19 protein-coding genes and 1 pseudogene are annotated in these 21,712 nt (G+C 63.9%); 5 read left to right on the top strand and 15 right to left on the bottom strand.

From position 1 onward, the window contains the following. Positions 1 to 356: 356 nt before the first annotated feature. Entirely contained in the window at positions 357 to 611 is a 255-nt protein-coding gene (locus HNQ95_RS18470) for a WGR domain-containing protein (protein ID WP_182575020.1), read from the top strand. A gap of 139 nt (positions 612 to 750) precedes the next feature. After that, complete coding sequence (locus tag HNQ95_RS18465; protein ID WP_182574879.1) at positions 751 to 1,029, top strand: HU family DNA-binding protein; 279 nt, start codon at positions 751 to 753, stop codon at positions 1,027 to 1,029. Positions 1,030 to 1,062: 33 nt separating this feature from the next. On the opposite strand, the gene HNQ95_RS18460 is transcribed toward HNQ95_RS18465, so the two are convergent. The 3 genes from HNQ95_RS18460 to HNQ95_RS18450 all read right to left on the bottom strand — a co-directional run bounded on the left by HNQ95_RS18460 (position 1,063) and on the right by HNQ95_RS18450 (position 3,671). Continuing rightward, positions 1,063 to 1,227, bottom strand: coding sequence for a hypothetical protein (locus HNQ95_RS18460; RefSeq protein ID WP_182574877.1), 165 nt, complete (start codon positions 1,225 to 1,227; stop codon positions 1,063 to 1,065). 324 nt (positions 1,228 to 1,551) lie between these two features. Continuing rightward, positions 1,552 to 1,866: a DUF736 domain-containing protein gene (locus HNQ95_RS18455; RefSeq protein ID WP_182574875.1), complete on the bottom strand. Its 315-nt coding sequence runs from the start codon at positions 1,864 to 1,866 to the stop codon at positions 1,552 to 1,554. Positions 1,867 to 2,526: 660 nt separating this feature from the next. Further along, positions 2,527 to 3,671, bottom strand: a protein-coding gene (locus HNQ95_RS18450; protein WP_182574873.1) for an IS3 family transposase whose coding sequence is annotated in 2 segments (ribosomal slippage) — positions 2,527 to 3,407 and positions 3,407 to 3,671 — 1,146 coding nt in all. Because the reading frame shifts where the segments join, the coding sequence is not laid out codon by codon here. Positions 3,672 to 3,796: 125 nt separating this feature from the next. Here HNQ95_RS18450 and HNQ95_RS18445 point away from each other — a divergent pair. Continuing rightward, complete coding sequence (locus HNQ95_RS18445) at positions 3,797 to 4,441, top strand: NIPSNAP family protein (RefSeq protein WP_182574872.1); 645 nt, start codon at positions 3,797 to 3,799, stop codon at positions 4,439 to 4,441. Positions 4,442 to 5,217: 776 nt separating this feature from the next. On the opposite strand, the gene HNQ95_RS18440 is transcribed toward HNQ95_RS18445, so the two are convergent. Further along, on the bottom strand, positions 5,218 to 6,087 hold the full coding sequence (locus HNQ95_RS18440) for a cation efflux transmembrane domain-containing protein (protein WP_246132708.1): 870 nt from the start codon (positions 6,085 to 6,087) through the stop codon (positions 5,218 to 5,220). A 68-nt stretch (positions 6,088 to 6,155) separates the two neighbouring features. Here HNQ95_RS18440 and HNQ95_RS18435 point away from each other — a divergent pair, with 68 nt between their 5' ends. Continuing rightward, positions 6,156 to 6,545, top strand: a complete 390-nt coding sequence (locus tag HNQ95_RS18435) for a MerR family transcriptional regulator (protein ID WP_146291690.1) — start codon at positions 6,156 to 6,158, stop codon at positions 6,543 to 6,545. Positions 6,546 to 6,915: 370 nt separating this feature from the next. Here HNQ95_RS18435 and HNQ95_RS18430 read toward each other — a convergent pair whose 3' ends face one another. The 9 genes and pseudogenes from HNQ95_RS18430 to HNQ95_RS18390 all read right to left on the bottom strand — a co-directional run bounded on the left by HNQ95_RS18430 (position 6,916) and on the right by HNQ95_RS18390 (position 14,700). Continuing rightward, positions 6,916 to 8,346: an amidase gene (locus HNQ95_RS18430; RefSeq protein WP_182574870.1), complete on the bottom strand. Its 1,431-nt coding sequence runs from the start codon at positions 8,344 to 8,346 to the stop codon at positions 6,916 to 6,918. 179 nt (positions 8,347 to 8,525) lie between these two features. Continuing rightward, positions 8,526 to 9,197: pseudogene (locus tag HNQ95_RS18425) on the bottom strand (ArdC family protein); the annotation flags it as partial. 340 nt (positions 9,198 to 9,537) lie between these two features. Beyond that, entirely contained in the window at positions 9,538 to 10,125 is a 588-nt protein-coding gene (locus HNQ95_RS18420) for a hypothetical protein (RefSeq protein ID WP_182574866.1), read from the bottom strand. Positions 10,126 to 10,556: 431 nt separating this feature from the next. Then, positions 10,557 to 10,955 (bottom strand): hypothetical protein, encoded by a 399-nt coding sequence (locus HNQ95_RS18415; protein ID WP_182574865.1) that lies wholly within the window; start codon positions 10,953 to 10,955, stop codon positions 10,557 to 10,559. A gap of 2 nt (positions 10,956 to 10,957) precedes the next feature. Next, on the bottom strand, positions 10,958 to 11,257 hold the full coding sequence (locus HNQ95_RS18410) for a hypothetical protein (protein ID WP_182574863.1): 300 nt from the start codon (positions 11,255 to 11,257) through the stop codon (positions 10,958 to 10,960). Continuing rightward, a complete protein-coding gene (locus tag HNQ95_RS18405; RefSeq protein WP_182574862.1) occupies positions 11,254 to 11,589 on the bottom strand; it encodes a hypothetical protein in 336 nt (111 codons plus the stop codon). The genes HNQ95_RS18410 and HNQ95_RS18405 overlap by 4 nt, the downstream gene beginning before the upstream one ends. Further along, entirely contained in the window at positions 11,586 to 12,473 is an 888-nt protein-coding gene (locus HNQ95_RS18400; protein ID WP_182574860.1) for a DUF7007 domain-containing protein, read from the bottom strand. Before HNQ95_RS18400 ends, HNQ95_RS18405 begins: the two co-directional genes overlap by 4 nt. After that, on the bottom strand, positions 12,470 to 12,940 hold the full coding sequence (locus HNQ95_RS18395) for a UCP036055 family protein (RefSeq protein ID WP_182574858.1): 471 nt from the start codon (positions 12,938 to 12,940) through the stop codon (positions 12,470 to 12,472). The genes HNQ95_RS18400 and HNQ95_RS18395 overlap by 4 nt, the downstream gene beginning before the upstream one ends. Positions 12,941 to 13,029: 89 nt before the next feature. Then, a complete protein-coding gene (locus HNQ95_RS18390) occupies positions 13,030 to 14,700 on the bottom strand; it encodes a ParB N-terminal domain-containing protein (RefSeq protein ID WP_182574856.1) in 1,671 nt (556 codons plus the stop codon). Positions 14,701 to 15,023: 323 nt separating this feature from the next. Here HNQ95_RS18390 and HNQ95_RS18385 point away from each other — a divergent pair, with 323 nt between their 5' ends. Next, positions 15,024 to 16,043 (top strand): hypothetical protein, encoded by a 1,020-nt coding sequence (locus tag HNQ95_RS18385; protein WP_182574854.1) that lies wholly within the window; start codon positions 15,024 to 15,026, stop codon positions 16,041 to 16,043. A gap of 91 nt (positions 16,044 to 16,134) precedes the next feature. On the opposite strand, the gene HNQ95_RS18380 is transcribed toward HNQ95_RS18385, so the two are convergent. After that, positions 16,135 to 21,231, bottom strand: coding sequence for a helicase-like domain-containing protein (locus HNQ95_RS18380; protein WP_182574853.1), 5,097 nt, complete (start codon positions 21,229 to 21,231; stop codon positions 16,135 to 16,137). Positions 21,232 to 21,313: 82 nt separating this feature from the next. Beyond that, positions 21,314 to 21,712 carry a DUF3085 domain-containing protein gene (locus tag HNQ95_RS18375; RefSeq protein WP_182574851.1) on the bottom strand — a complete coding sequence of 133 codons (399 nt, stop codon included), beginning with the start codon at positions 21,710 to 21,712 and terminating at the stop codon, positions 21,314 to 21,316.

Raw genomic sequence — 21,712 nt, 5'->3', positions numbered from 1 at the left:
ATGGGCTGGCGTATGATCGGACGTCAGAAGAAGAGCCCCGCGCCCACAGGGCGCGGTCCGCGTCCGGCGGCCAGCCGGCCCTGCGTCCAGACGTCGGCGATCTTTCCCAAACGGTCGTGCGCCGCGAGAGGTTCGTCACCCGGATGGGCCGAAACCGCGCAGCGGGTTCGGTGAGCGCCCGCAGGGCGCGAGTAGAGCCGTGTCCCGAAGGGACCTCGCCCAAGCCTTCCTTCAGGAAGAAAGGCCAACCCTGCCCTTGCCGAATATGCCGATCCATCACCGCCATGAATCGGTCGTGCCGGATCGATTCAGCAATGTCGTTGGACGCCGCTTCCGCAGGAAGCGAGACTCCGGCCATGGATCACGAGGAAACAGGCCCGGTTCATCTTCGACGCATCGACCCGTCGCGGAACATGCGGCGCTTCTATACGCTCGCCATCCAGCCGACCCTGTTCGGCGGCGCCTCCGTTATTCGAAACTGGGGCAGGATCGGCACCAGCGGCCGGTCGATGATGGAGACGTTCGACCGCGACGCCGATGCCGCCAGCGCCTCCAGCCGGCTCGAACGCACCAAACGGCGCAAGGGATATCGCGACAGCCGACTTGGCTGATCCCGCTCGAGGCGACGAAATGCCCGCAAACCAGCGCTTTTCAGTGGATGCGCGCCCCTGCCCGAGCGCCGCCCCTACCCTCGCTGCGCATTCGTTGCATAGGAAAGGGATTGATCCAACAGCGAGGAGAGCCACCGACATGACGACAGCAACCGAGATTGCCGACAAGATCGCCGCAACGCAGAGCCTGACCAAGGCGCAGGCCAAGGCCATTGTCGACACCGTCTTCAAGGAGATTGCGTCCGCGGCGGCGAGCGGGGCCGAGACGAACATCGCCGGTTTCGGAAAATTCAAGGTGAAGGCGTCGCCGGCGCGCGACGGCCGCAATCCGGCTACAGGGGGAACGATCAAGATCCCGGCGTCGAAGAAGCTGACCTTCGCGCCGGCGAAAGCCGTCAAGGACGCGCTCAACGGCTGAGGCCGCCGAGCGCGTCCGAAGCGCGACGCCGCCCTAGAAGGGCGGCTCGCTGCTGGCGAGGCCTTCATGCTCGGCCCAGATCGCCTCACGCTCGGCCAGCGCCATCACCAGCTCCTCCTCGATCCAGCGCCGCTCATCGGGATAGACGGCGTTCCGCAGTTCGGCCCGAAGCTCTTCAATGTGTTGATCGATCGACATCGTCGTCTCCTTGATGTTTGTGAAGGACGACGCCGGCGGCCGCGGCGGGCCGGAGGGGTCAAGGAGCGCGAAGCGACCGCCGGAGGCGGCGAGCGGGGGAGCCGATTTTCTGACGACGCCCTTTTCGGGCGGCGGCTGAAAATTGGGGGGACCGCTCGTCCTTGAGGCCTTCGGACCGGCACGGCACAATGGGACGACCTGAGCAGACCCCACGTCTCCGGTTGAGCGCCCGGCAAGCCGCAACCGGGCTCGATGCCCGGTTGCGGCTTCATCATGCGCAGGCGAGAAGCCCCGCTTTGCGGCGGGGCTCCTGCGTGGCGGGGATCAGACCTCGCGCTTCGGGCGGTTCCAGATGAGGGCGTATTCGCCGTCCGTCTCGCTCGGCCAGAGCGCCGCCGTGATCGGGGCGACGAAGCTCGGATCGTCCAGCTTGACGGAGATGTATTCCTCGCCGTCGTTGGAGACCGCCTTCCAGCCTGCGCCGACCTCGACGCCGTTGCCGGCGGTGATGCGGAAGTCGGGGGCGTCGCGCGAGACGCGCTCGATCGGGTTGAGGCGGGCACGGAAGCCGACGGAGAGAGTGCGGACGTTGCCGACGATGCCATTGCCGTTGGTCGCGAAATTGCCGATGACAGCCATGATAGGTTCCTTTCCGGTTTGCTCGGGCCGCGCCCATCGCGGCCTCGATGACGGTGAAAGGACCGGAGGCGATCGACCCCGCACCCGCAGGGCCGGAACGAAGTGGAGGGCGGCCGGAAACGGCTATTTTGCTTCGCGATGCAAAGGCGGCGCAGCCGCCGGCGGAAAATAGCTGGGGCCGGTCGTTGCGGGAAGGCGATCGAGACGCAGTCGTCCTGCGGTCACACCGGACTCATCGGGGCCTGCGTGGGCGCCCCGCAGCCAGACGCGGACAGGAGCCTGACCCTGGCTCCTTGCTCATCGGTGGAGTTCGAGGACACGCCGACGGCCACCGGACCGCAGCGATGTCCCCGCCATCCCTCGTTGTCCTGCCCGGCCGGCACCGACGGCCGCCGCTTGTACCCGGCTGCTCCGACCGCATCCCCGGTCCGCCACGGTCGCGGCCGCCGTCCTGCGGACGATCTCCGGCCTCGGCGAGGCCAGTCTCCGCCCATGCCGCGCATTCCGGCACCGCGCCGCATCATCCGGCGCTCTGGCTTAGCGTGCGACGGCTTCCGCGCCTCGTGTCCGCCCGCGTCGGGAGGTGTCCTCCCCGCCATGCGCCCCGGCCGCCGGGGCGGGTTTTCTGGCCTGACCCCATAGGGTGATCCGATTTCAGTCTTAGTGCATGATGGGCTTTTCGGCTATTGCTTGGGCAGATGGTGGAGCTGATCCGCGCGGCGGCGCAGGCCAGATAATAGCCTCCGGTGCCGGCGGTTTATATCCAAGCGATGAGTGCGGCCGTTCGGTGTTGTAGTAGCGTCTCCATGCCTCGATGATGACCTTTGCCTCAGCGAGGCTGTAGAAAATTTCGCCGTTGAGGAGTTCATCGCGAAGCTTCGAGTTGAAGCTCTCGCAATAGCCGTTCTCCCAAGGGCTTCCTGGCTCGATGAACGCAGTCTTTGCGCCGACGGCCACGATCCATTCGCGCACTGCCTTGGCAATGAACTCCGGACCGTTGTCAGAACGAACATGGCCCGGCACACCCCGCATTATGAACAGATCGGACAGGACGTCGATGACGTCGGTTGAGTTGAGCTTGCGACCGATCCGGATCGCCAGACACTCCCGGGTGAACTCGTCGATGATGTTGAGCATGCGGAACTTCCTGCCATTGTGGGTCCGGCCCTCTACGAAGTCATAGGACCAGACATGGTTTGGGTACTCGGGCCGAAGCCAGAGCCTGCCTTTCTTCGGTTGTTTCTGGGGAACCTTCAGCCCCTCCCGCCGCCAGATGCGTTCGACGCGTTTGGCATTCACCGTCCAGCCCTCGGACCGCAGCATCGCTGTGATCCGGCGGTAGCCGTAGCGACCGTAGCGTGAGGCGAGCCGAATGATATCGGCGGTCAACGCCTCTTCATCCGGTCGGCCTCTGGGCTTCTTTCGCTGGGTCGAACGGTGCTGGCCGAGGACTTTGCAGGCAAAGCGCTCCGAGATAGAGAACATCACCATGACATGGTCGACGCAGCGACGACGGCGGGCGGGGCTTAGAAGTTTCCCGATGCGGCCTCTTTGAGGATCAATTTCTCGAGCGTCAGGTCCGACACCGCCTTGCGCAGCCGGTCATTCTCTTTCTCGAGCTCCTTAAGGCGCTTAACCTGGTCGCCCTTCAGCCCACCAAACTCCTTGCGCCAGCGGTAATAGGTGAACTGTGTCACTCCGATCGATCGGACCGCTTCGCCGACCGAGCGGCCTTGTGACAACAGAACATCGACCTGGCGCAGCTTCGCGACGATCTCTTCAGGCTTGTGCTTTCTCTGGGGCATTCCAACGTCCTCTCTAAGGCTCAATAGCCTACTTCAGGGAGGACCACTTTTCAGGGGGCAGACCACTTCAAACAGTCGCCGCACTGGCGCTGATCACAACTTCTGCAACTGCACAGGACAACCCAATGGTAAATCATACAGCCAGCTACATCGCCATGCCGGCCGCCGAAGGCCAGACCGGAGCTTTCGCGGAGTTTCTGGCTGGTGCCGCAGCGATCGTGCGGGACACAGAGCCGGGCACCGTCCTTTGGTTTGCTCTGCAAGCCGATGACACGCTCGCAATCTTTGACATCTTCGCAGACGAAGAAGCACGCGACGCTCACTTCTCAGGAGCGGTTGCTGCGGCTTTGAACCAAAACGCCGACGCACTGGTCGACGGCGGATGGGACGACGGTGTTGTCGCGAATATCAACAACTCCGATGTCCTGTCGGTCAAGGCGCCGGTTGATCTCTCCACGGCAACAACCGCAACTTACATCAAGCTCGAAGCTGCTCCAGGTAAAGGCCCCGAATTGGCAGCCTTGCTGACCGCCGCCGGCCCCATCGTCGCAGAAACTGAACCCAAGACATTGTTCTGGGCGGCGCTGCAGATTGACGAGACCAACTTCGCCATCTTCGACATCTTTGCCGACAACTCTGGCCGCGAAGCGCACTTTGCCGGACAAGTCGCCGGACTCCTGAATGAAAAGGCTTCAGAATTGATCTCAGGTGGATGGGACGACGGTGTGGTGGCAAACGCCCACAATTTCGAAATCCTCGCTACCAAGTAATCTCGAGGTGACTTGAGAAAGAAGTGCCCGGTGCAACCCATCGGGCGCTTTGCTGTTTGAATTTAGAGTCACGCCAAAGCGGCCGTGCCGGAGCTGGCAAGCGAAGCTCGCACTCGCCTCCGGCTTTGAAAGGGCGGCTATCGGCGGGAACATGTCAGCGCCTTCGACCAACACGTCGAGATCGCGGACGACGCGATCTACATCAAGGGCAGCAAAAATACCCTGTTGAGGAAGCCGGTAGCCACCAAAGGAGGGAAGTCGGCGAGAATCGGCGTTCCCGATTTTTACCAAAGTGGCGGACCGGGTGGGGTTCGAACATATACGCCGGAGTAATCGGCTTGCGCTTGGCTAGGCCGTGAGCAATGTCGGCTTTCGGGACGCCGCAAGCGGCAGTCGAACGGCCGGATAGGAGGCGCATTGTGGTCGAAGTACAGTAGCCTGCTGAACGGCCGCTTTCCCGGCTTGGGCCCCAGAAGCGGTCGGCAGCTTGCCACCCCAAATAAGCCATTCCTAAGAAGAGGAACAACATGTTTGCCGGAGGCGGAACGTCATGAAGGTGCCCAAAAACCGGGGATTCAAACGTTACATGCACGACTCATGCTGGGGCCGACCCCCTGCAATGGTTGTGTCCCATGCCAGGCGCAATGATTTGAATGGCTTAGCCGTTAAGCCGTAGATGCTGCCCTGGTCGGCATTTGCCCCTGTCTTTCGGCGCACCAATGCCATCTCTGGAAAGAAGCCGCAGGCCACGGAAACGGGTAATATCGACTATGAGACTAAACGCGGCGGGCTTGTGAAAGGTCTTGCCGTGCGTCTCTAATGATCGACCATGCCGATTGCAGGAACAGGCCCGCCACGGCGAAGGCAACCAGCAAATCCGGCCATGGATTATTGAGCCACCAAACGAGAGCAGCAGCAGCGACAACGGCCAGATTGCCAATTGCGTCATTGCGCGAGAACAGCCATACGGCCCGCATATTGGCATCTCCTTTTCGGTGCGGGATCAGCACCACGGCAGCCAGCACGTTGACGATGAAAGCCACGAAAGCAAACCCCGCCATCAGCATGGTTTGCGGTTCATGCTCGACAAACACCCGGTAGGCGGTCGAGCCGATCACGCCGAAGCCGAGCAGGGCTAGAAACACGCCTTGCAGCAGGGCTGCTTTAGCGCGGGCAGCAAGACCCCATCCGACAGCGATCAGGCCGAGAAATGAAATCAGACCATCCCCGATAAAGTCGAGGGAGTCGGCTTGAAGGGCTTGTGATCCTGACAGGATTGAGCCGCCAATCTCGATAATGCCATATCCGACATTGAGCAGGACGACGATCCAGAGCGCCCGTTTATACGCCGGGGTGACGTGCGACAGGTCGGGAATTTGGTCGTCGTCATCATCATCGCCCGCGCCTTCGGCCTTGTGTTGGCCTAGGCGGTCGAGTTGATAGCCAAGGTCGGTTATGGCGGATTCCACCACTGGCAGACGCCGCGCCGGGTCATCGACTTTTAGCGTCATGATCTGGGAGGCAATCGACACCTTCACATCATTGACGCCATCGACCTTGCGGGTCGCGCCCTCGATCTTGGCGGCACAGGACGAGCAGTCCATCCCGGTTACATGATAGCGGACTGTGTCGGTTGCGGCGGCCATGGTCGATCCTCGAAATTCTAGCCTTGTTATGCTACAACCTGTAGTCACTACAGGAGCAAGACGAAAAGATGCAGATTGGCGACTTATCCCGACAGGCAGGCGTGAACATCGAAACAATCCGCTATTACGAGCGCATCGGGGTTTTGCCCAAGCCTGCCCGCCAATCCAACGGACGGCGCACTTACAGCACCGTCGATGCAGAGCGGCTGGGCTTTATCCGCCATGCCCGCGATCTTGGTTTCGATCTGCCAAGTGTTCGGGTGTTGCTGGCTTTGCAGGAGCAACCCGAAGCATCGTGCGAGGACGCGAGCCGCATTGCACAGGGACAGCTTGAGGAAGTCGAAAGACGCATCGCCCGCTTGCTCTCTTTGCGCGACGAGTTGGCCCGCATGGTAGGTGAATGTCATCAGGGGCGCGTTTCGGAGTGCCGCGTGATTGAGGCGCTTTCAGTAAGCTGAACTGAATAATCTCACTATGACCATGAGCGGGGCCGTCGCCTTTCCGCCCCATTCCGGGCGATGTGCAGGACGCTGGAAAGGTAGCGAGTTAGGTGAATACATCATCAAAACTATCGAAAGCCGACTTTCTGTTATGTTACATACATGGCTAATGTCAGGGCCAGCCCGCAGCAAATGGTTATGGTCATAGCGGGCGCGGCCGGAGGAGAAGTTTATTCAATAAACTTTCCAGCCCACCTGTGGCAGCAGACGACGCCATTGCGGTCGTTAGTGTCGGCGATCATCACTCCTGAAACCAGAAATCACGAGCTGCGGTGGTTGTCATTGTTTTCTCTTCAATGAGATGCCAACCGACACCGCACATCCATTGTCACAGCGTCGGACCTGGCCAACGATTATTTGGAAAGAGTTTTTCGACTATCGCAGACAAGGAAAGAACTCCCCTGTCGTCCAGGTGACGGCCCATGATCTGCAAGCCAATCGGGCGACCGTCATTTGTGAAACCGATTGGAACTGAGGCCGCAGGTTGACCCGTAAAGTTTGCGAGCGCAGAGAATGGAACCCACGCTGACGGAGGAAGGGCATGCCCCGCTATTTCCGCCGGGCCGTCTGTATCGACAGGAAACGCCGCCGTTGCGGTTGCCGGCGTTAGCAGGAAATCAAAGTCGGCCATGAACTTGGCGGTAATATTGACAACCCGCTTCCGCTCCAAAAGTGCGGCAGTGAACTGGTCCGTGCTCCACGTGCGCTCAAGGATGCTGCCTATCCAGCCGTCCAATTCGATCCCGCGCTCGGCGGCCATGGCCTTGAGTCCCGCGCGATCCGTCTCAAGCGCAACGAGGGTGTCGAGCAGGCCTTCCGTGTTGCCGACGGCCGGATAAGCGCAGTCGATGGTGCCGATTATCCTTTCCAACTGCCGGACGGCATTTTCGAAGACCGCGCTCACTTCCGGATCGACGGGCGCAAAGCCCAGATCATGCGTATATGCGATGCGGACATCTTTCATCGCCTCCATGCCATCCAAAGCCCAATCGCTGGCTTCCGATGGAATCGAGTGCCTATCGTAAGGGGTGGGGCCGCTGATAACGGATAGGGCAAGAGCGGCATCCGCCGCGTTGCGGGACAATGGGCCGATGTGCTCCAGGGACTCCCAACTGGACTGGCCAGGATAGCGTTCGTCGCGACACCCTGGGTAAAGAGGTACACGCCCCCAAGAGGGCTTCATGCCGAAGACGCCGGATAGCGACGCGGGGATTCTTATTGAGCCGCCGCCATCACTTCCCAGGGCCAATGGAACCATTCGAGCGGCGATAGCAGCGGCCGAGCCGGCACTGGAACCACCCGGGGTCAGAGCCGTGTTCCATGGATTCCGTGTCGTAGGGAAAAGGTGGTTGTGGCCGACAGCGCCGTAGCCAAATTCGGACGCATTCGTTTTGCCGACAATGATCGCATCCGCCGCTTTGAGGCGTTCGACCACGATATCATCCTGATCGGGAACAAAATCGTCATACAGACGCGAACCAAACGTCGTGCGCAAACCTCGGGTGCAAATCAGGTCCTTCACAGCGACGGGAACACCTGCCAGCGGCCCCACGGGCAATCCGGCAGAAAGGCGGCGATCGATGTCCTCAGCCTGAGCCATTGCCGTCTCATCCAAAGTGCAGAAGGCATGTAGATCGCGGTCAAGCGTTTCAATACGGGATATAGATGCCTCGGCAACCTCGCGCGCAGTCCACTGTCGCTCGATGAGCGCTTTCGATAGCTGTGTTAAATCAAGCTCTAACGGCGACTTATTAGGCATGTCCGATCCGATTCCAGAAAACGAGTGATTCACCTGTCAGGCTGAAATACCAGATTCTCGCGTCCGCTTAGGAAGTATCCGTCTTGAAAGCGGATTGACCGCTTCCCACCCCATACTCGCCTTCTTCAAAGCGCTCTGATTATGCCGAACTGCCGCATGGCCGACAGCAGACGCAGCAGCCGCCGAACTCGGCCATGCGGCATAATCCAGCTTACGGCATAATGGACGCATTCGTGGCCGAGCACCGCGTAGTAGCTCGCCGCATCGCGGAAGGTCTCGAAGGGCGGCATCTGCACATGGTCGCTGGACGGCGAGAAGAACGCCTTACCGCCGCCGTGCCGGATCACCGCGCCGGTGTTGGCGAAGAAGCGGTCCGCCTCGGCGATGCGCTCGACCGGATCGATGACCGGCTCGGGCCGGTTGTAATACTGGTCAGGAAGCCCGTCGATCTGGTCGCAGTTGAAGACCGTGTAGGCCTTGAGGAAAGGGATGTCCCGCTCGACCTCGCCGCCATGCGCGTCGACCTCGGTCTTTGTGAACCGGCTGGCGTACACGACGGTCGTGCCGCTCTCCCCCTTTCGGACATGCGCATCAAGCTCGGACGCCTGCCTGAAGGTCATCCACATCGGCGAGGCGAAGTCGCGCGCCATCGCCTCGGACCAAAGAAGCAGCACGTTGATCCCGGTATAGGGCTGGCCGTTGTGGCGCAGGGGTCGCGTCACGCGGCCGTTGGCGTTGCGGGCGCCCCATGGCTGGACCCACGGCCGGACGCCGTTTTCGAGATCGGCGACGATGCGTTCGGCGATGCGCGTGTAGACGTCGGCGCGCGAGCCGGATTTCCTGGTCGTCATTTTCATGTCCTCCGTTTCGGGGCCGCGTCCATCGCGGCCCGTCGCGGAGGTCCGTTGCCGGGGCAATCAGGAGGATCGCGCACCCGACCAGGCCCGTCGCATTGCGACGGGCGGGAAGGGCCGGAACAAAGTGGAGGACGGCGAAGCCGTTGCGCGGACCGCCGGCCCCGGCAGGACCGCCGTCCGGGACGGGCCGCAGGCGCAGCCCTCCTCGTCCTTTCCTTCCGTCCCTCAGCTGCGCGGCGAGTTGCTGCAACACGGGAAGAGGCCGGCCCCGCATGGGACCGGCCTCTTCGGCTCGAAGAAAGGGGCGAGGCCGAAGCCCCGCCCGACAGGCGCCTCAACCGAGAGCCGCCATCTGCATCTCGGCAGCCTTGCGGTCGAGCGTCTGGCCGGGATTCTCGACGGCTCGCTCGAACGGCTTCCAGCGTTCGCCGACGACGTGATCGTAGGCGGCAACGGCGCCTTCGGCAGCCATGCGCAGCGCATGGGCCTGGATGCCCATGTCGGCGGCGAACTCGCGCTTGCGCTGCGCGGCGCTCTCGAAGCCGACCGGACCGTCGATGTCCTCGTCGCGCAGGTCGTTGGCGGCCTTGGCGGTAAGGTCGCGCGCTTCCGTGACGGCCCGGCTGTAGAACTGGCCCGCGCCGTGGGCGGAGCCAACATAGGCACCGACGATGCGTTGCAGATGGATCTGCATGGCGCGCTCGCCGAGCCCTTCGCCGAGCGCTTCGGCGGTCTCGACGATCATCCGTTCGTGAAGCTCGCGGATGCCGTCGCTGTCGACCACCGGAGATCCGAAGCTCTCGGCGATCAGTGCGGCCTGCGCGGCGTCCGGGCAGGCGAGACGGACCATTTCGAGAGTCGTGCCCTTACGCAGCGGGACGACGCGGGCGGTCGGGTGCTGGGTGCGAGCGGGTTTCGTCATGGGGATGTCCTTTCCTTCGGTTCGGCCGAAGGCTCGGGCCGGCCCTTGCCGGCCCTCCCTTCGGGCGTGCTCGGACCAAACCGGCGGAAAGACGGGCGCTTCAGGGTCCGGGGCGGACGGGATCGAGCGAGGCCGGCTTGCGGGCCAGCGGGGCTCATCAGCCCCGCGCAGCACGCGGGCCTGCCTTGGCGAGATCGGTCGGCCCGGCCGCAAGGCGGCGCGAAGCGGCCTTGAAGCGCGCGGCCGCCGGTTTACGAGCGCACCCTGATCCGAAGGGAGGGCCGGCAAGGGCCGGCAGGAAAAGGACCGCCGTGATCGGGCCGGTCTCGCGGCCTGTGACGAACAGGCAGCGGCGCTGCCGCGAGGTGCGGCGCCTATCCGGGACGGCTCAAGCCGTCGCCGATGCGCGCGCCCGAACGTCGGGCCGGCCTTCAAAGATGGATGAGGCCGTCGTCGCCGACATAGAGGTCGACATTGCCGAAGGAGCGCGCCGCGCTGTCCAGCCTGCCGGCATGAGGCTCGGGCCAGTCGCCATCCCAGAAGCCCGCGCCGTGGCCGCAGCGCGTCAGCCAGAAATCATGGCCGGCCATCGCCGCCTCGCGGTCGCTGGCCGGCCCCTCGACATCCCCTGTGAGCGGCGCGTCGAGGCAATGGACAAGTCGGTGGTTCGCGTCATAGAAGGCGTGGCAATCCGCTTCCATCCGCTCGCGCGTCCCGGCGGCGAGATCGCTGATGTCATGGCGGCGGTCGAGAGGAACGCCGTCACCGTCGCAGGAAGACCACAGCGCGGCTCCAATATAGGACGCGATGAAGGACCAGGGCGCAGCCATCGCTAGTCTCCTTTCCCGGCCATGAGCCGCGCCCAGCTCTCGCGAAGGAATTTTGGAATGTCGAGGTCGGGATCGACAAAGGCATCGTCGATGACCCGCTCCGGCACGGCGGCGAGCTGCGTGGCGCCTTCGGCGGGGGAGGCCGGCGGCTCGCACAGCGCGTCGAGAAGTGCTGCGAGTTGGGTGCGGTCCGCGATGCCGATCTTGATCGTGGCGTCCGGAGGCAGCTTCTCCCGGATGCGGTACTGCTCGGCGGCGCCCTTCATGGCAAACCACCGGCGCTTGACGTTGTAGACGATCATGATGTGGCCTCCTGGCTGTCGGGCATGGGGTGGCGCGCTCGGAAGGCCGCGATCGCGCGATCCTGCCGGGCGAGCTTGCGTGACAAGGCGTCGATCTCGGGCTGTCGCTCCGCCCTAATCGCTGCCAAGTTCGAGCGGTAGCGCTCGAGGAACGCGCTCGGATCGGGCGGCTTGCCGCGCCTGTAAGCCCTGCGGCGCGGCTGCAATTGCGGGATCAGCGCCGTCATGCGCCGCGTGATCTGGCGCTCGATCATGTCGAGCTGGCGCTGTATCTGCCGACGCGCTTCCTCCATGCGGGAGAGCTGCGCCTCGCGTTCGCAGGCGCGGGTCATGACGCGTTCCCCCGCTGCCAGCCGACGAAGCTCGAAGGGCCGCAATAGACAGGATGGCGGTCCACATCGATGACGAAGCCGAAGCGGCCGACCTCATACTCCTGCGAGGGGACGAGGAAGCGGCGTTCCTCGGTCCCCGCTCCGCGCCTGCCGCCGGGCGTAGCGACGACTTCCACGAAGCCCTTCTCGCGGTCGGACGTGATCGCCGAGACGACGATCCAGTCGTTCGCATGTTCCCGCTCGAAGGCGCGGCGGTCCTTCGTCTCGGATTCGCCCGGCTGGAGCACAGTGCCGAAGATTGCCTCCCAGGCGTCCGGCCAGGTGTCCTTGACGGTGCGCTCCGCGCAGCGCCGCTCGAAGGTGGTGAAGAGATGCGGGAACGAGATCGCGACGAAGGCCCACGCCGCGTCTTCCTCGTACCAGCCGCCGGCGAGGCGCAGCGTCGGATGGACTCTTGCGTTGCGAGCGCCCGACAGATGAAACCCGCCATGACCGGCCGTGCTGTGGAACACGACGTCCTCGGCATAGAAGGTCGCGCCCTGGGACGGTCCCCAGGGCGTGCTGGCTGGGAAATGCGCCTCGCGTCGGCCGAGCGCGCGCAGCTCTCGAGCGTGCTCGGCTCGTTCGAGCACGGCGGCGCGGAACGCGGCCGCGTCGGCGAGCTCACCGTGGTGGCTGTAGAAATCGCTGCGCGTCCATTCCGGCATGGGGCGTCGAATCCGCCAGCCGCTGGCGAGATAGTGCTTGCCGCCGCTGGCAGGGACCATGGCGTAGGCATGGTCGCCGACCAACGCGACGTTCATGCCGTCGGCGCTGAGACCAAACGAAACCCCCGGAAAACCGGGGGCTTCATCGTTGGGGATCGGGGAAGCGAGCGCGCTCATGCCGCGGCCCTCCCCTCGACGACATCGGCTGCCACCTGGTTCGCGGTGACCGGCTGCAGGATCGCATGCGAATAGCCGTGGCTCTTCAGCCAGGTCTCGGCGGCGGCATGGTTTTCGGCCAGATGTACCAGCTCGCCGTCGGGCCGGTCGAGAACGACGACCGAGCCGATGGCGGGCCGCTCGACGACGGTGAACTTCAGGTCGCTGTCGATCGAGAAGCTGCGGTGGACGCGAAGCACGACGAGGCCAGCTGCGTCGAAATCCCCCTCATGGAGCGTGAAGGACTCCAGGATCGTCGTGCTGCTGGCGACGTGCCGTGGCCGCTTGGCGATCAGTCGGCCGCCATTGTTGCGGTTTTTCCAGGCCGCGAGCTTCTTGCGATGGTGCTCCGGCGGGCGCGGCGTTCCGTCGGAGTATTTTACGATTGCGCCGAGCGGCGCCAGGTCGAAGATCAATGAAGCGGACATTCTTGTCCTCCTGTTGTGGACGATGAAAACAGAACCGCCGCCGGATGGGCCGGCGGCGGAACGTCATTCGAAGTTGGAAAAGGAAGCGGTTATTCGGCCGCTTCGCGGAACTCGTCCTCACCCTCGTCGGGCTCTTCCGAGGCATCGGTCAGGTCGTCGCCGGAGGCGGACTCCTCGTCCTCGTCCGGCTCGGGCGCATTGGTGGCGAGCCAATTCGCGAGTTCCTTTTCGTCCGGCGCGAACAGCGCGCTCGCGTGAACGAAACGGTCCTCCTTGAAGTGCTCGACAAGAGCTGCGCGCGTGTCCTTCACCCGCGCACGCGGCAGCACCGGCGTGTCGGTGCAGGACGCTTCGAGCGCCTGACGCGACAGGCACGACAGGAAATCCTCGGTGCCCATGTTGGGCAGGAAGATGTTCGCGCCGATCGCATCGCCGGCCACGCGTGCGACGATGCCGCTGTTGGACGCGTTGCGCCGGCACGACAGAACCTCCATCAGCGAGAGGCGTGCGGCGACGCGCAACGTCTCCTCGCTGCACTGGAGCTGGCCCTCGGCGTTGAACAGGCTCGCCGCGCGCCTCGCCAGCCGACTGCTGCCATAGAGCGACTCGCCGCCGTCGGTCCTGACCGAGACGTTCTGTCCTGCAAGGGCGAGGATCAGCAGCGCCATCAGCGTGTCGTCCTCGATCGGCGCCCGGTCGAGCGCCTCGCGCAGCGCATCGGTGCGGAAGTCGCCGATCATGTCCATGCCCTTGTTGGTGACCGGCGGCCGGGGCTTCGCGACGGCACCGATATCGTCGGCGTCCTTGCCCTTCTTCTTCGCCTCCGGCATGCGATAGGTCACGCTCTGGACCTTGCCGTCGCGGTCGAGATACATGGCCACGCAGTCGCTCTTCGCCGCCTTGCCGTGGACACGCTCGGCCTTCGGCGGCAGCACCGGCTGACCCCAGCTGTTGGCCTCCGTGATGAGGCCGCGCTTCGGCAGATGGTTCGCCATCCACTCCTGCTGCGCGCCGAGGAACGCCTCGACATTGGTGGTGTAGCGGCCGTCCTCGTCGGCCGGCCCGAACAGGTCTTCCTCCCATTCGATGCCGTAGGCGCGCGCCAGTTCGTCGTCGAAGCTGGCGTCCTTGGCGTACATGCGGGTCTTCGCCAGCGCGTTCGCCACGTTCCACCAGCCGACCCTCGGATCGGCCTTGGACGGCTTGTGCGCCTTCCAGACTTCCTTCTGCTCGTCGAGCGAAGCGGACGCGATGGTGCGCAACTGCTGCTCGTTCGGCATGTCGCCCTTGGCCATCTGGTCGAGCATCGCCGGCAGCACATTGGCGAAGAGCCTGAGCTGCTTGATCCGCCGCGGCGTCAGCGCCAGCGCGACGGCGATTGCGTCCTCGGTCCAGCCGAGAGCGACCAGGCGCTCGATCGCCCGCCACTGGTCGACAGGGTTGAGCGGCTCCCTGACGATGTTCTCCGCGAAGGAGCGCATCGCGCCGTTGGCGCCGGCGTTGTCGTTGTCGGCATCGTTGACAAGGATGTCGATCTCCTCGATGCCGGCCTTGAGCGCGAGCCTGACACGGCGACGGCCTGCCTCAATGACAAAGCCGTTGCCGCCATCACCCTGCGGCGTGACGACGGGCGGATGCACGATGCCGATCGCCTTGATCGACGCCAGCAGAAGAGCGTCGGCCTGCGGCGACGGCTTGGTCTGGCGCGAATGGTTGGGGTTCTCCACCAGTGCGCGCGGATCCATCTTCATGAGATACATGGAATGCTCCTTTTCAGGGTTGTGGACGCGGCGGCTTGCCGGTCCTTCTCCGTCTTCTTGCCGAAGACCCCATCCGGCCCGCGGAGCGGACGGGCCGGTGCAACTGCGGCCGAGCATCCCTGCCCGGCCGGCCAAGCGGGGCTTACAGCCCTGCGCAGGACGCCGGGCCGGGATCGCGAGCGGCGCGGTTGAGCGCCAGCGTCGGCGGCCCGCCCGATCTGCGAGCGGCTTTGCTTCCCCTTTTTCCTCCCTTTCCTGCTGATCCTCGTCCGGGGCACGAAATTCTTCACGCCCTCTTGCCAAAGCAAGGCTGAGCGCCCACCTTGGGGCTGGCTCTCGGCAGGAGCCTGACGCCCGATATCGCAAAGCTGCAAGCGGCACTGCTCATCATCGCCCACCCGTCCATGTCTGGTTCGGGCTCGGGAGTGGATCGGGCGACACTTCGCAAGAGCCGGAGAATCGACATGTCGACTCGGTCGGCCCGGCCTTCGTCAATCGAAGGCATCAAGCGCCTCGCCAAGAAGATTGCGTCCGAGAAGTCGGTCAAGCACACAACTGCGCTCAATGAGGCGGCAGTCCTTGCCGGCTACCAGAATTTCATCCACGCAAAGCATGCACTTTCACCGCCACGCACAGCGCCGCGGTCGATTTCGCATGCCTCCGCCACGAGGTCGCAATCACCAATGTCTCAATCTGATTTCCATATCCGCTCGCGCGCAGAGTGGACTTCCATGGTCAACCACATCACCAGCAACGGCGACGCGACGCTGTCATGGCAGCGTGTCGATGACATCGTGACCACGCTGCAGCCATTCATGGGATCGAACAAGAACCACGCGCATCTGCCGCGCAGCGGCGGCTTCGACTTCCTTTCGGTTGCGAAAGGCAGGGAACCAGGTTGCATCGAGTTCGGGATTTTTTCGGGCACGACTGTCGTGGTCAAACCGCGCAGGCTCGTCCTAGAGCGCATTGCATCGGATCCCGCGGAATCCTTCCTCATGCTCGAACTGGACGATCTCGAGCCTTCCGGAACGACCCGCGAAGATTGTGAAAGAAGCACCGCGCGGCGTCAGGAAGAAGTGGTCGAAGTCGGTCGTGGAGAGTATGCTGGGCGCTCCGTTTATGACGATGGTTACTTCCTCGACGATCGCGGCAACGAGCGCGAGCTGCCGGACGATGCTCGGCCAGTCTTGCGGCTGCTGAACGGTCAGATCATGTTCGTCACAAAGGGAAGCATCTGGAACGGTTCCTCGAGCACCTATTCCGGAATCCATGACAGCCAGACCACGGCTCAGATCCGCGACGCGATCCAGCAGATCATCGACGACCTCGCCGCCGCGTAGTCGCTGGAGAAACAACGATCGGCGCCGCGGCGCTCGAAGCGCGACATGAAACTGGCCGGAACGCCATGAGGCGCACCGGCCAGCAAACGGATCATGCGGAAATTGCTGCCGGCTCATAAATGCCGTCGATGTCCTTCGCCAGTGCTGCCTCCACCGCTGCAAGCTGCCGGCGCTTTTCGGCCAGCTCGCAGGCAAAGGCGAAGTCGCCGCCGTCGCCATGAGCCTTGTAGGACGCGAGCCGGCGCTGCGCATCGGCCAGGTGCTGGCGATAGCGCTCCCGCTCGCTCTCGAATCCGTCGATGGCGTGCTCGAGGCGCGAAACCGCCCCGAGAGGAGTCACCGTGATCGGCAGCTCGATCTCGTCGGCCGCCTCGGTGCGAAGCAGCATTGTGGAATATCGATATCCGTCCCGGCCGGCGCGCTCGCCGGCATATTCGAGATCGAAGCCGCCGATCGAGGCAATGACGCTCGCACCGTCCTGCTGGCGCTGCACCAGGGTCAGGATTTCCTTCATAAGCGCCCGGCCGGCCTCCTTGCGCTCGGAGCAGGCCTTGCCCGCTACGGTCATGGCGAATGCGTCTCCGGCGGTCTTAACCAGCCGCTCAATGTCCTTCCCGATCTCAGCGGTGCGGCGGGTGCAGCGCTCGATTTCGCGCTCGGCGTCGCGAAGCTGCCGTCGAACGGCGTGCTGGTCGTCGATATGCGCGGCGCGCAGGCGCTCCAGGCGGGCGATATCCGTCTCGAGCCCCGCCTTCTGCATTAGGCGCTGATCGCCAGACGCGATCGCCTTGGCCATGGCGAACTGGTTCGCCTGCCCTTCTCCGAGATCTTCGAGCCGCCGGATCGAGGTGTCGCCCGAGAGTGCTGCGGCGATGAAGCGGGCCTTGCGCTCGTTGTTCTGCCACATGGCCGCATCGAGCGAGCCCTCGGTGGCATAGGCGAAGATGTCGATTTCATCGTGCTGGTTACCCTGGCGGGCAATGCGGCCCTCACGCTGTTCGATCTGCGACGGCAGCCACGGCACGTCGAGATGATGGAGGGCTTTCAGGCGAAGCTGGGCATTGACGCCGGTCCCCATGGTTTCCGACGATCCTATAAGGAACCGGATCTTGCCGGCGCGCGTGTCGCCGAACAGCCGCTGTTTCGCCTCCGACTTCTTGTAGTCCTGCATGAAGGCGACTTCCGACGCCGGCACACCGAGCCGGACCAGTTCGTCGCGAATCCAGCGATAGGCGGAAAATCCGCGCGTTTTCTCCACGCTGATGGTGCCGAGGTCGGAGAAGATCATCTGCGCGGCGCCTGGAAGCTCGTAGGGCTTGCCATCGGCTCGGACATAGGTGATCTCCGCCGTCTCCTTCCAGATGCGGTACGCGTTTGCGATCATGCTGTTGAGCTTGTTGTCCGGCTCGTTGTCGTTGCCGGGATCGACCAGGCGCAGATCGATCGCTGCATGCCGACCGTCGGTGATGACGGAAAGCAGGATGTCGTCGCCCGGCTCCGGCGGCCGGTCGCGCTCCTCGATCGCCTTGATGCGCGCCGCCAGCAGCATCTGGTAGTTCTTGAAGTCCTGGGTAGGCTTCGAGGTGACGATCTTGCGCTTGCCGGTCGAGATCGCCGGCACCTTGACGTATTGGCGCAAATCCTCCGGCATCACCACGTCGGCGAAGGAGCGGAACATGGCGATCAGCTCGGGCACGTTGACGAAGCTGGCGAAGCGCGAGACCGGCTTGTATTTGCCGGACGGCTGCAGTTCCAGCTCCGTGAGCGTGTCGCCGAAGGTCGAGGCCCAGGCGTCGAACTCGTGCAGGCCGCGCTCCATCAGGGCGGCAATGTCCATGAGCCGCTGCACTGTGAACATCTCGCCGAGCGTGTTGGTGATCGGCGTGCCGGAGGCGAGGATGAGCGCCCGGCCGGGATTCTTCGTCTCGATGAAGCGGGACTTCACGTAGAGATCCCAGGCGCGCTGCGAGCCATTCGGATCGACCCCTTTCAGCGTCGACATATTGGTGGCGAAGCTGAGCTTCCGAAACTCCTGCGCCTCGTCGACGACGATCTGGTCGACGCCGATTTCGGCGATGGTCAGGAGGTCGTCCTTGCGCGTGGCAAGCGACTCCAGACGCTCCTGCAGGCCTTCCTTCAACCGCTCCAGGCGCTTGCGCAAGACCCGATCCTCGTCCTCGACGTCGAGAAGAAGCTTTTCGTAGAGCTCCAGCTCGTCATGGATCATCTGCTGCTCGAAGACGGCGGGCACGCCGATGAACCGGAACGCGGAATGCGTGATGATGATGGCGTCCCAGTTCGCCGTCGCGGCCCGCGACAGGAAACGCGCACGCTTCTCCTTGGTGAAATTGGTCTCGTCGGCAACAAGGATGCGGGCATTCGGATACAGCGCCAGGAACTCGCGCGCGACCTGTCCGAGACAATGACCGGGAACGGTCAGCATCGCCTTGTTGATGAGTCCCAGACGCCGTTGCTCCATGATCGAGGCCGCCATGGTCATCGTCTTGCCGGCGCCGACGGCGTGGGCAAGATAGGTCGAGCCGGCCGCGATGATCCTCCAGATGCCGCGCTTCTGGTGCGGATAGAGGGTGAATGCTCCGCTGGCGCCCGGAAGGCGTAGGTGGGACCCGTCGAAGGCTCGCGGGGCGATATTGTTGAATTTGTCGTTGTAGACGCGCGCCAGCCGGTCGGTCCGGTCCGGATCGGACCAGATCCAGCGCTGGAAGGCGTCCTTGATCTTCTGGAGCTTCTCCTTGGCCGCTTCGGTATCGACCACGTTGAGGACGCGGCGCTCCTTGCCGTTTTCCTCGACCGCATCGAAGATCTGCGGCACCCGGCTGTTGAGCGCGTCGGTGAGCAGCTCGCCGGCATGACGCCGCCTCGTGCCCCATTCGGACGTGCCGGCCGCGAGATAGGCCAACTGGCCGGCCCGGACCGTCCAGGACGCCAGTTCCGGCATGTGGTGGATCTTGATGTCGGCGCCTATGGTCTCCCTGACGAAGGCCACCACGTCGGCGGCGGGAATCCAGGGCGCGCCGAGACGCGCGGTTATGTCGGAGGGCCTTAGATCGGCCGGCTGCACGGCCTGAAGGGCCGCGACGTTGCGCTCATAGGCGGGATCAAGCGCGGCGGCCGCTTCCGCCGCCGTCAGCTTGTCGCGGACATGTCCGGACAGATAGGCGTCGGCCATCTGCCATGAGCCATCGACAGGGTCGCGGAAGATGGCGCTGCCGAGCTCGGCGACGACATCGTCCGGATCGCGATGCAGCAATTCGGCGATATGGTCGAGATCGACGCGGCCGCGTTCGTTCAGGACGACGGCGAGCGCATCCGCAGCGCTCGCGATAACCGGCGGAGCCGGCGGCGAGATCACACGCTCTGAGAAAATCGGCCCGGGCCTCGCCGTATCGTTCTCCAGATCGTAGTCCTCGATGGAGGCCACGAGCCAGCAATCGGGATCGTCGAGGAACGGCGCGAGGTTGGGCCGGCGGTGCGTTTCACGCACCTCGCCGGTCTCCTCGTCTTCGGCGATCGAGACGGTGGTGTGATTGATCGGGCCGAAGTCGCGCACGAAACTCGACCAGGCGATGCGCAGCTTGACCTGCAGCTCCTTCCACGGCTGGTCGAGCTCCTGCGCTTTCAGCACCTCGCGCACGGCGTCGCGCACCGGGATCAGCTTCTGGACGATACGGACATGCCTCTCAGGCATGCCGTCGGCGTCCCGACCTTTCCGAACTTTCACGGTAACGGGTTCGCCGTCGATGACCTGCATCAGGCCACTGGAATTGTCGACGAAGAAGCTGCCTTCGCGAACGTGGCGGTCGGAGGGAAGATCGACCGGAGCCTTGTCGACAGCATCCTCCCAATCGAAATCGATCTCGGTAGGCTCACCGTCATAGCGGTCTTCCGGCAGCAGGGAGATGGCGGCGGCGAGTGCTCCGGGCAGGTCCTCGCCCTTGCGCGGAAGGCATGTGTAAGTCTCGCCGAAGGGGCCGGAGGTCAGCGCATGCGTGCCGAGCACAAAATCCGGATGCCGGGCGAACCATCGGTTGATGCGGATCACGCCCTCGTCGTCGGTCGCCGGCCGCACCTCCTCTGTATCGAGCCAGGACTGGTCGCCTTCCGGCTCACCGATCTTGCGCTTGCGGAAAAATAGGATGTCCACCACGACATCGGTGCCGGCGTCGGCACGGAAACTGCCTTCGGGAAGACGGATGGCGGCGATCAGATCCGCCGATTTCGCGATGTGCTCGCGCGCCGCACAATCCGACTTGTCAAAAGTGCCGGAACTGGTGACGAAAGCGGCGAAGGCGCCCGGCTTCAACAGGTCGATCGCACGCGCGATGAAATAGTCGTGCAGGCGAAGTCCAAGCGACCTGTATGCCCGATCCGACCGCACGGTGCGGTCGGAGAATGGCGGGTTGCCGATGGCGAGATCGAAGCTGGCCGGCAGCTCGGTTCGGGCGAAATCGCCCATAAGAATACTGACGCGCGGCTGCAGCAGCCGGGCGATACGCGCCGTGACGGGGTCGAGCTCGATGCCGGTGACATGGGTGACGTCCCGCAAGGCCTCGGGCATCAGCGCCGGGAACAAGCCGGTGCCGACTCCCGGCTCCAGCACCCTACCGCCGCGCCATCCAAGCCTCTGCAGGCCAGACCAGATCGCCCGCACGATGAATTCCGGCGTGAAGTGGGCGTATTGCGTGCAGCGCGCGAGCGAAGCGTAGTCGATCTCGCCGACCGCGTCCTCAAGCGCCGAGCCGATCTCGTCCCAGCCCTTGCGGAACTCGATCTCGCCGGGCCGGCGGAAAACGGCGTTGGCAAGGTCGGACGCGCCGAAGCCGGTGAAGCGGATCAGCTTTTCCTGCTCCTTGAAAGTGGCCGGCCGCTCGGCCGCGTCGATCTCGGCAGCGAGCCGGATGGCGGCGATATTGTCGCGCGCCCGCTCCTTCCAGCCGCGCGCCAGGCCGCGGTCGCCGTCAAGATAAAAGTTCGTCCCACGCGCCCGGGGAGCAGCAGCAGACGGCTTCGCGGCTTTCGGGACCGGCATGGCCGGGGCGGGCGTCGCGGGATCGGGATCGTCATCGGGATCGAAGTCGCCCGCAAAGGCGGTGACGCCGAGTCCGAGGCCGGACGAAAGCGCGGTGTTGCCGAAGAGGTCGATGGTGAAGGGATCGTCGTTGGACATTGGAATGTCTCCTGGGAGGATGGCGCGCGAAAGCCCGGCCAAGGCATGCCGGCCAGGGCGTCGGCGACAATTTTCGGATGGGTCAGCGGGCGGTCAGCGAGAACGTGATTTCGGTCTCGGTGAGCTGGAGGTTGATATGCGTTGCCCGCAGGTTGCGGTCGAAGAGCGGGATCAACTGCTCGGCTGCGATGAACTCGACGCCGTCATCGCCGCCGAAATGGCGGCGCTTGTAGTGCCACCAATCGATGTCGCCTCTCGGATGACATTGCTCAGAATAGACGACGAACGGTTTGGCGCCCTTGGGCAGCTTGCCGTTGGCCATGATGTAGACGCCCTGATCTCCGACCAGCCACAGACCGGGGCGGGCTTGCTCGACCGGCGAGAAATCGCCGTGCGGAAGGCGAAAGCCTCCATTGGCGTTCGCATCGGCAATGCCGCGGTCGATGACCTTGCGAACTGCAAGGATGGGGAACGTGAACAT

The organism is Aminobacter ciceronei (genome assembly GCF_014138625.1).
Classification (GTDB): Bacteria; Pseudomonadota; Alphaproteobacteria; order Rhizobiales; family Rhizobiaceae; genus Aminobacter; species Aminobacter ciceronei.
The sequence above is the reverse complement of the archived record's forward strand: the minus strand, read 5'-3'. Positions and strand labels throughout refer to the sequence as shown.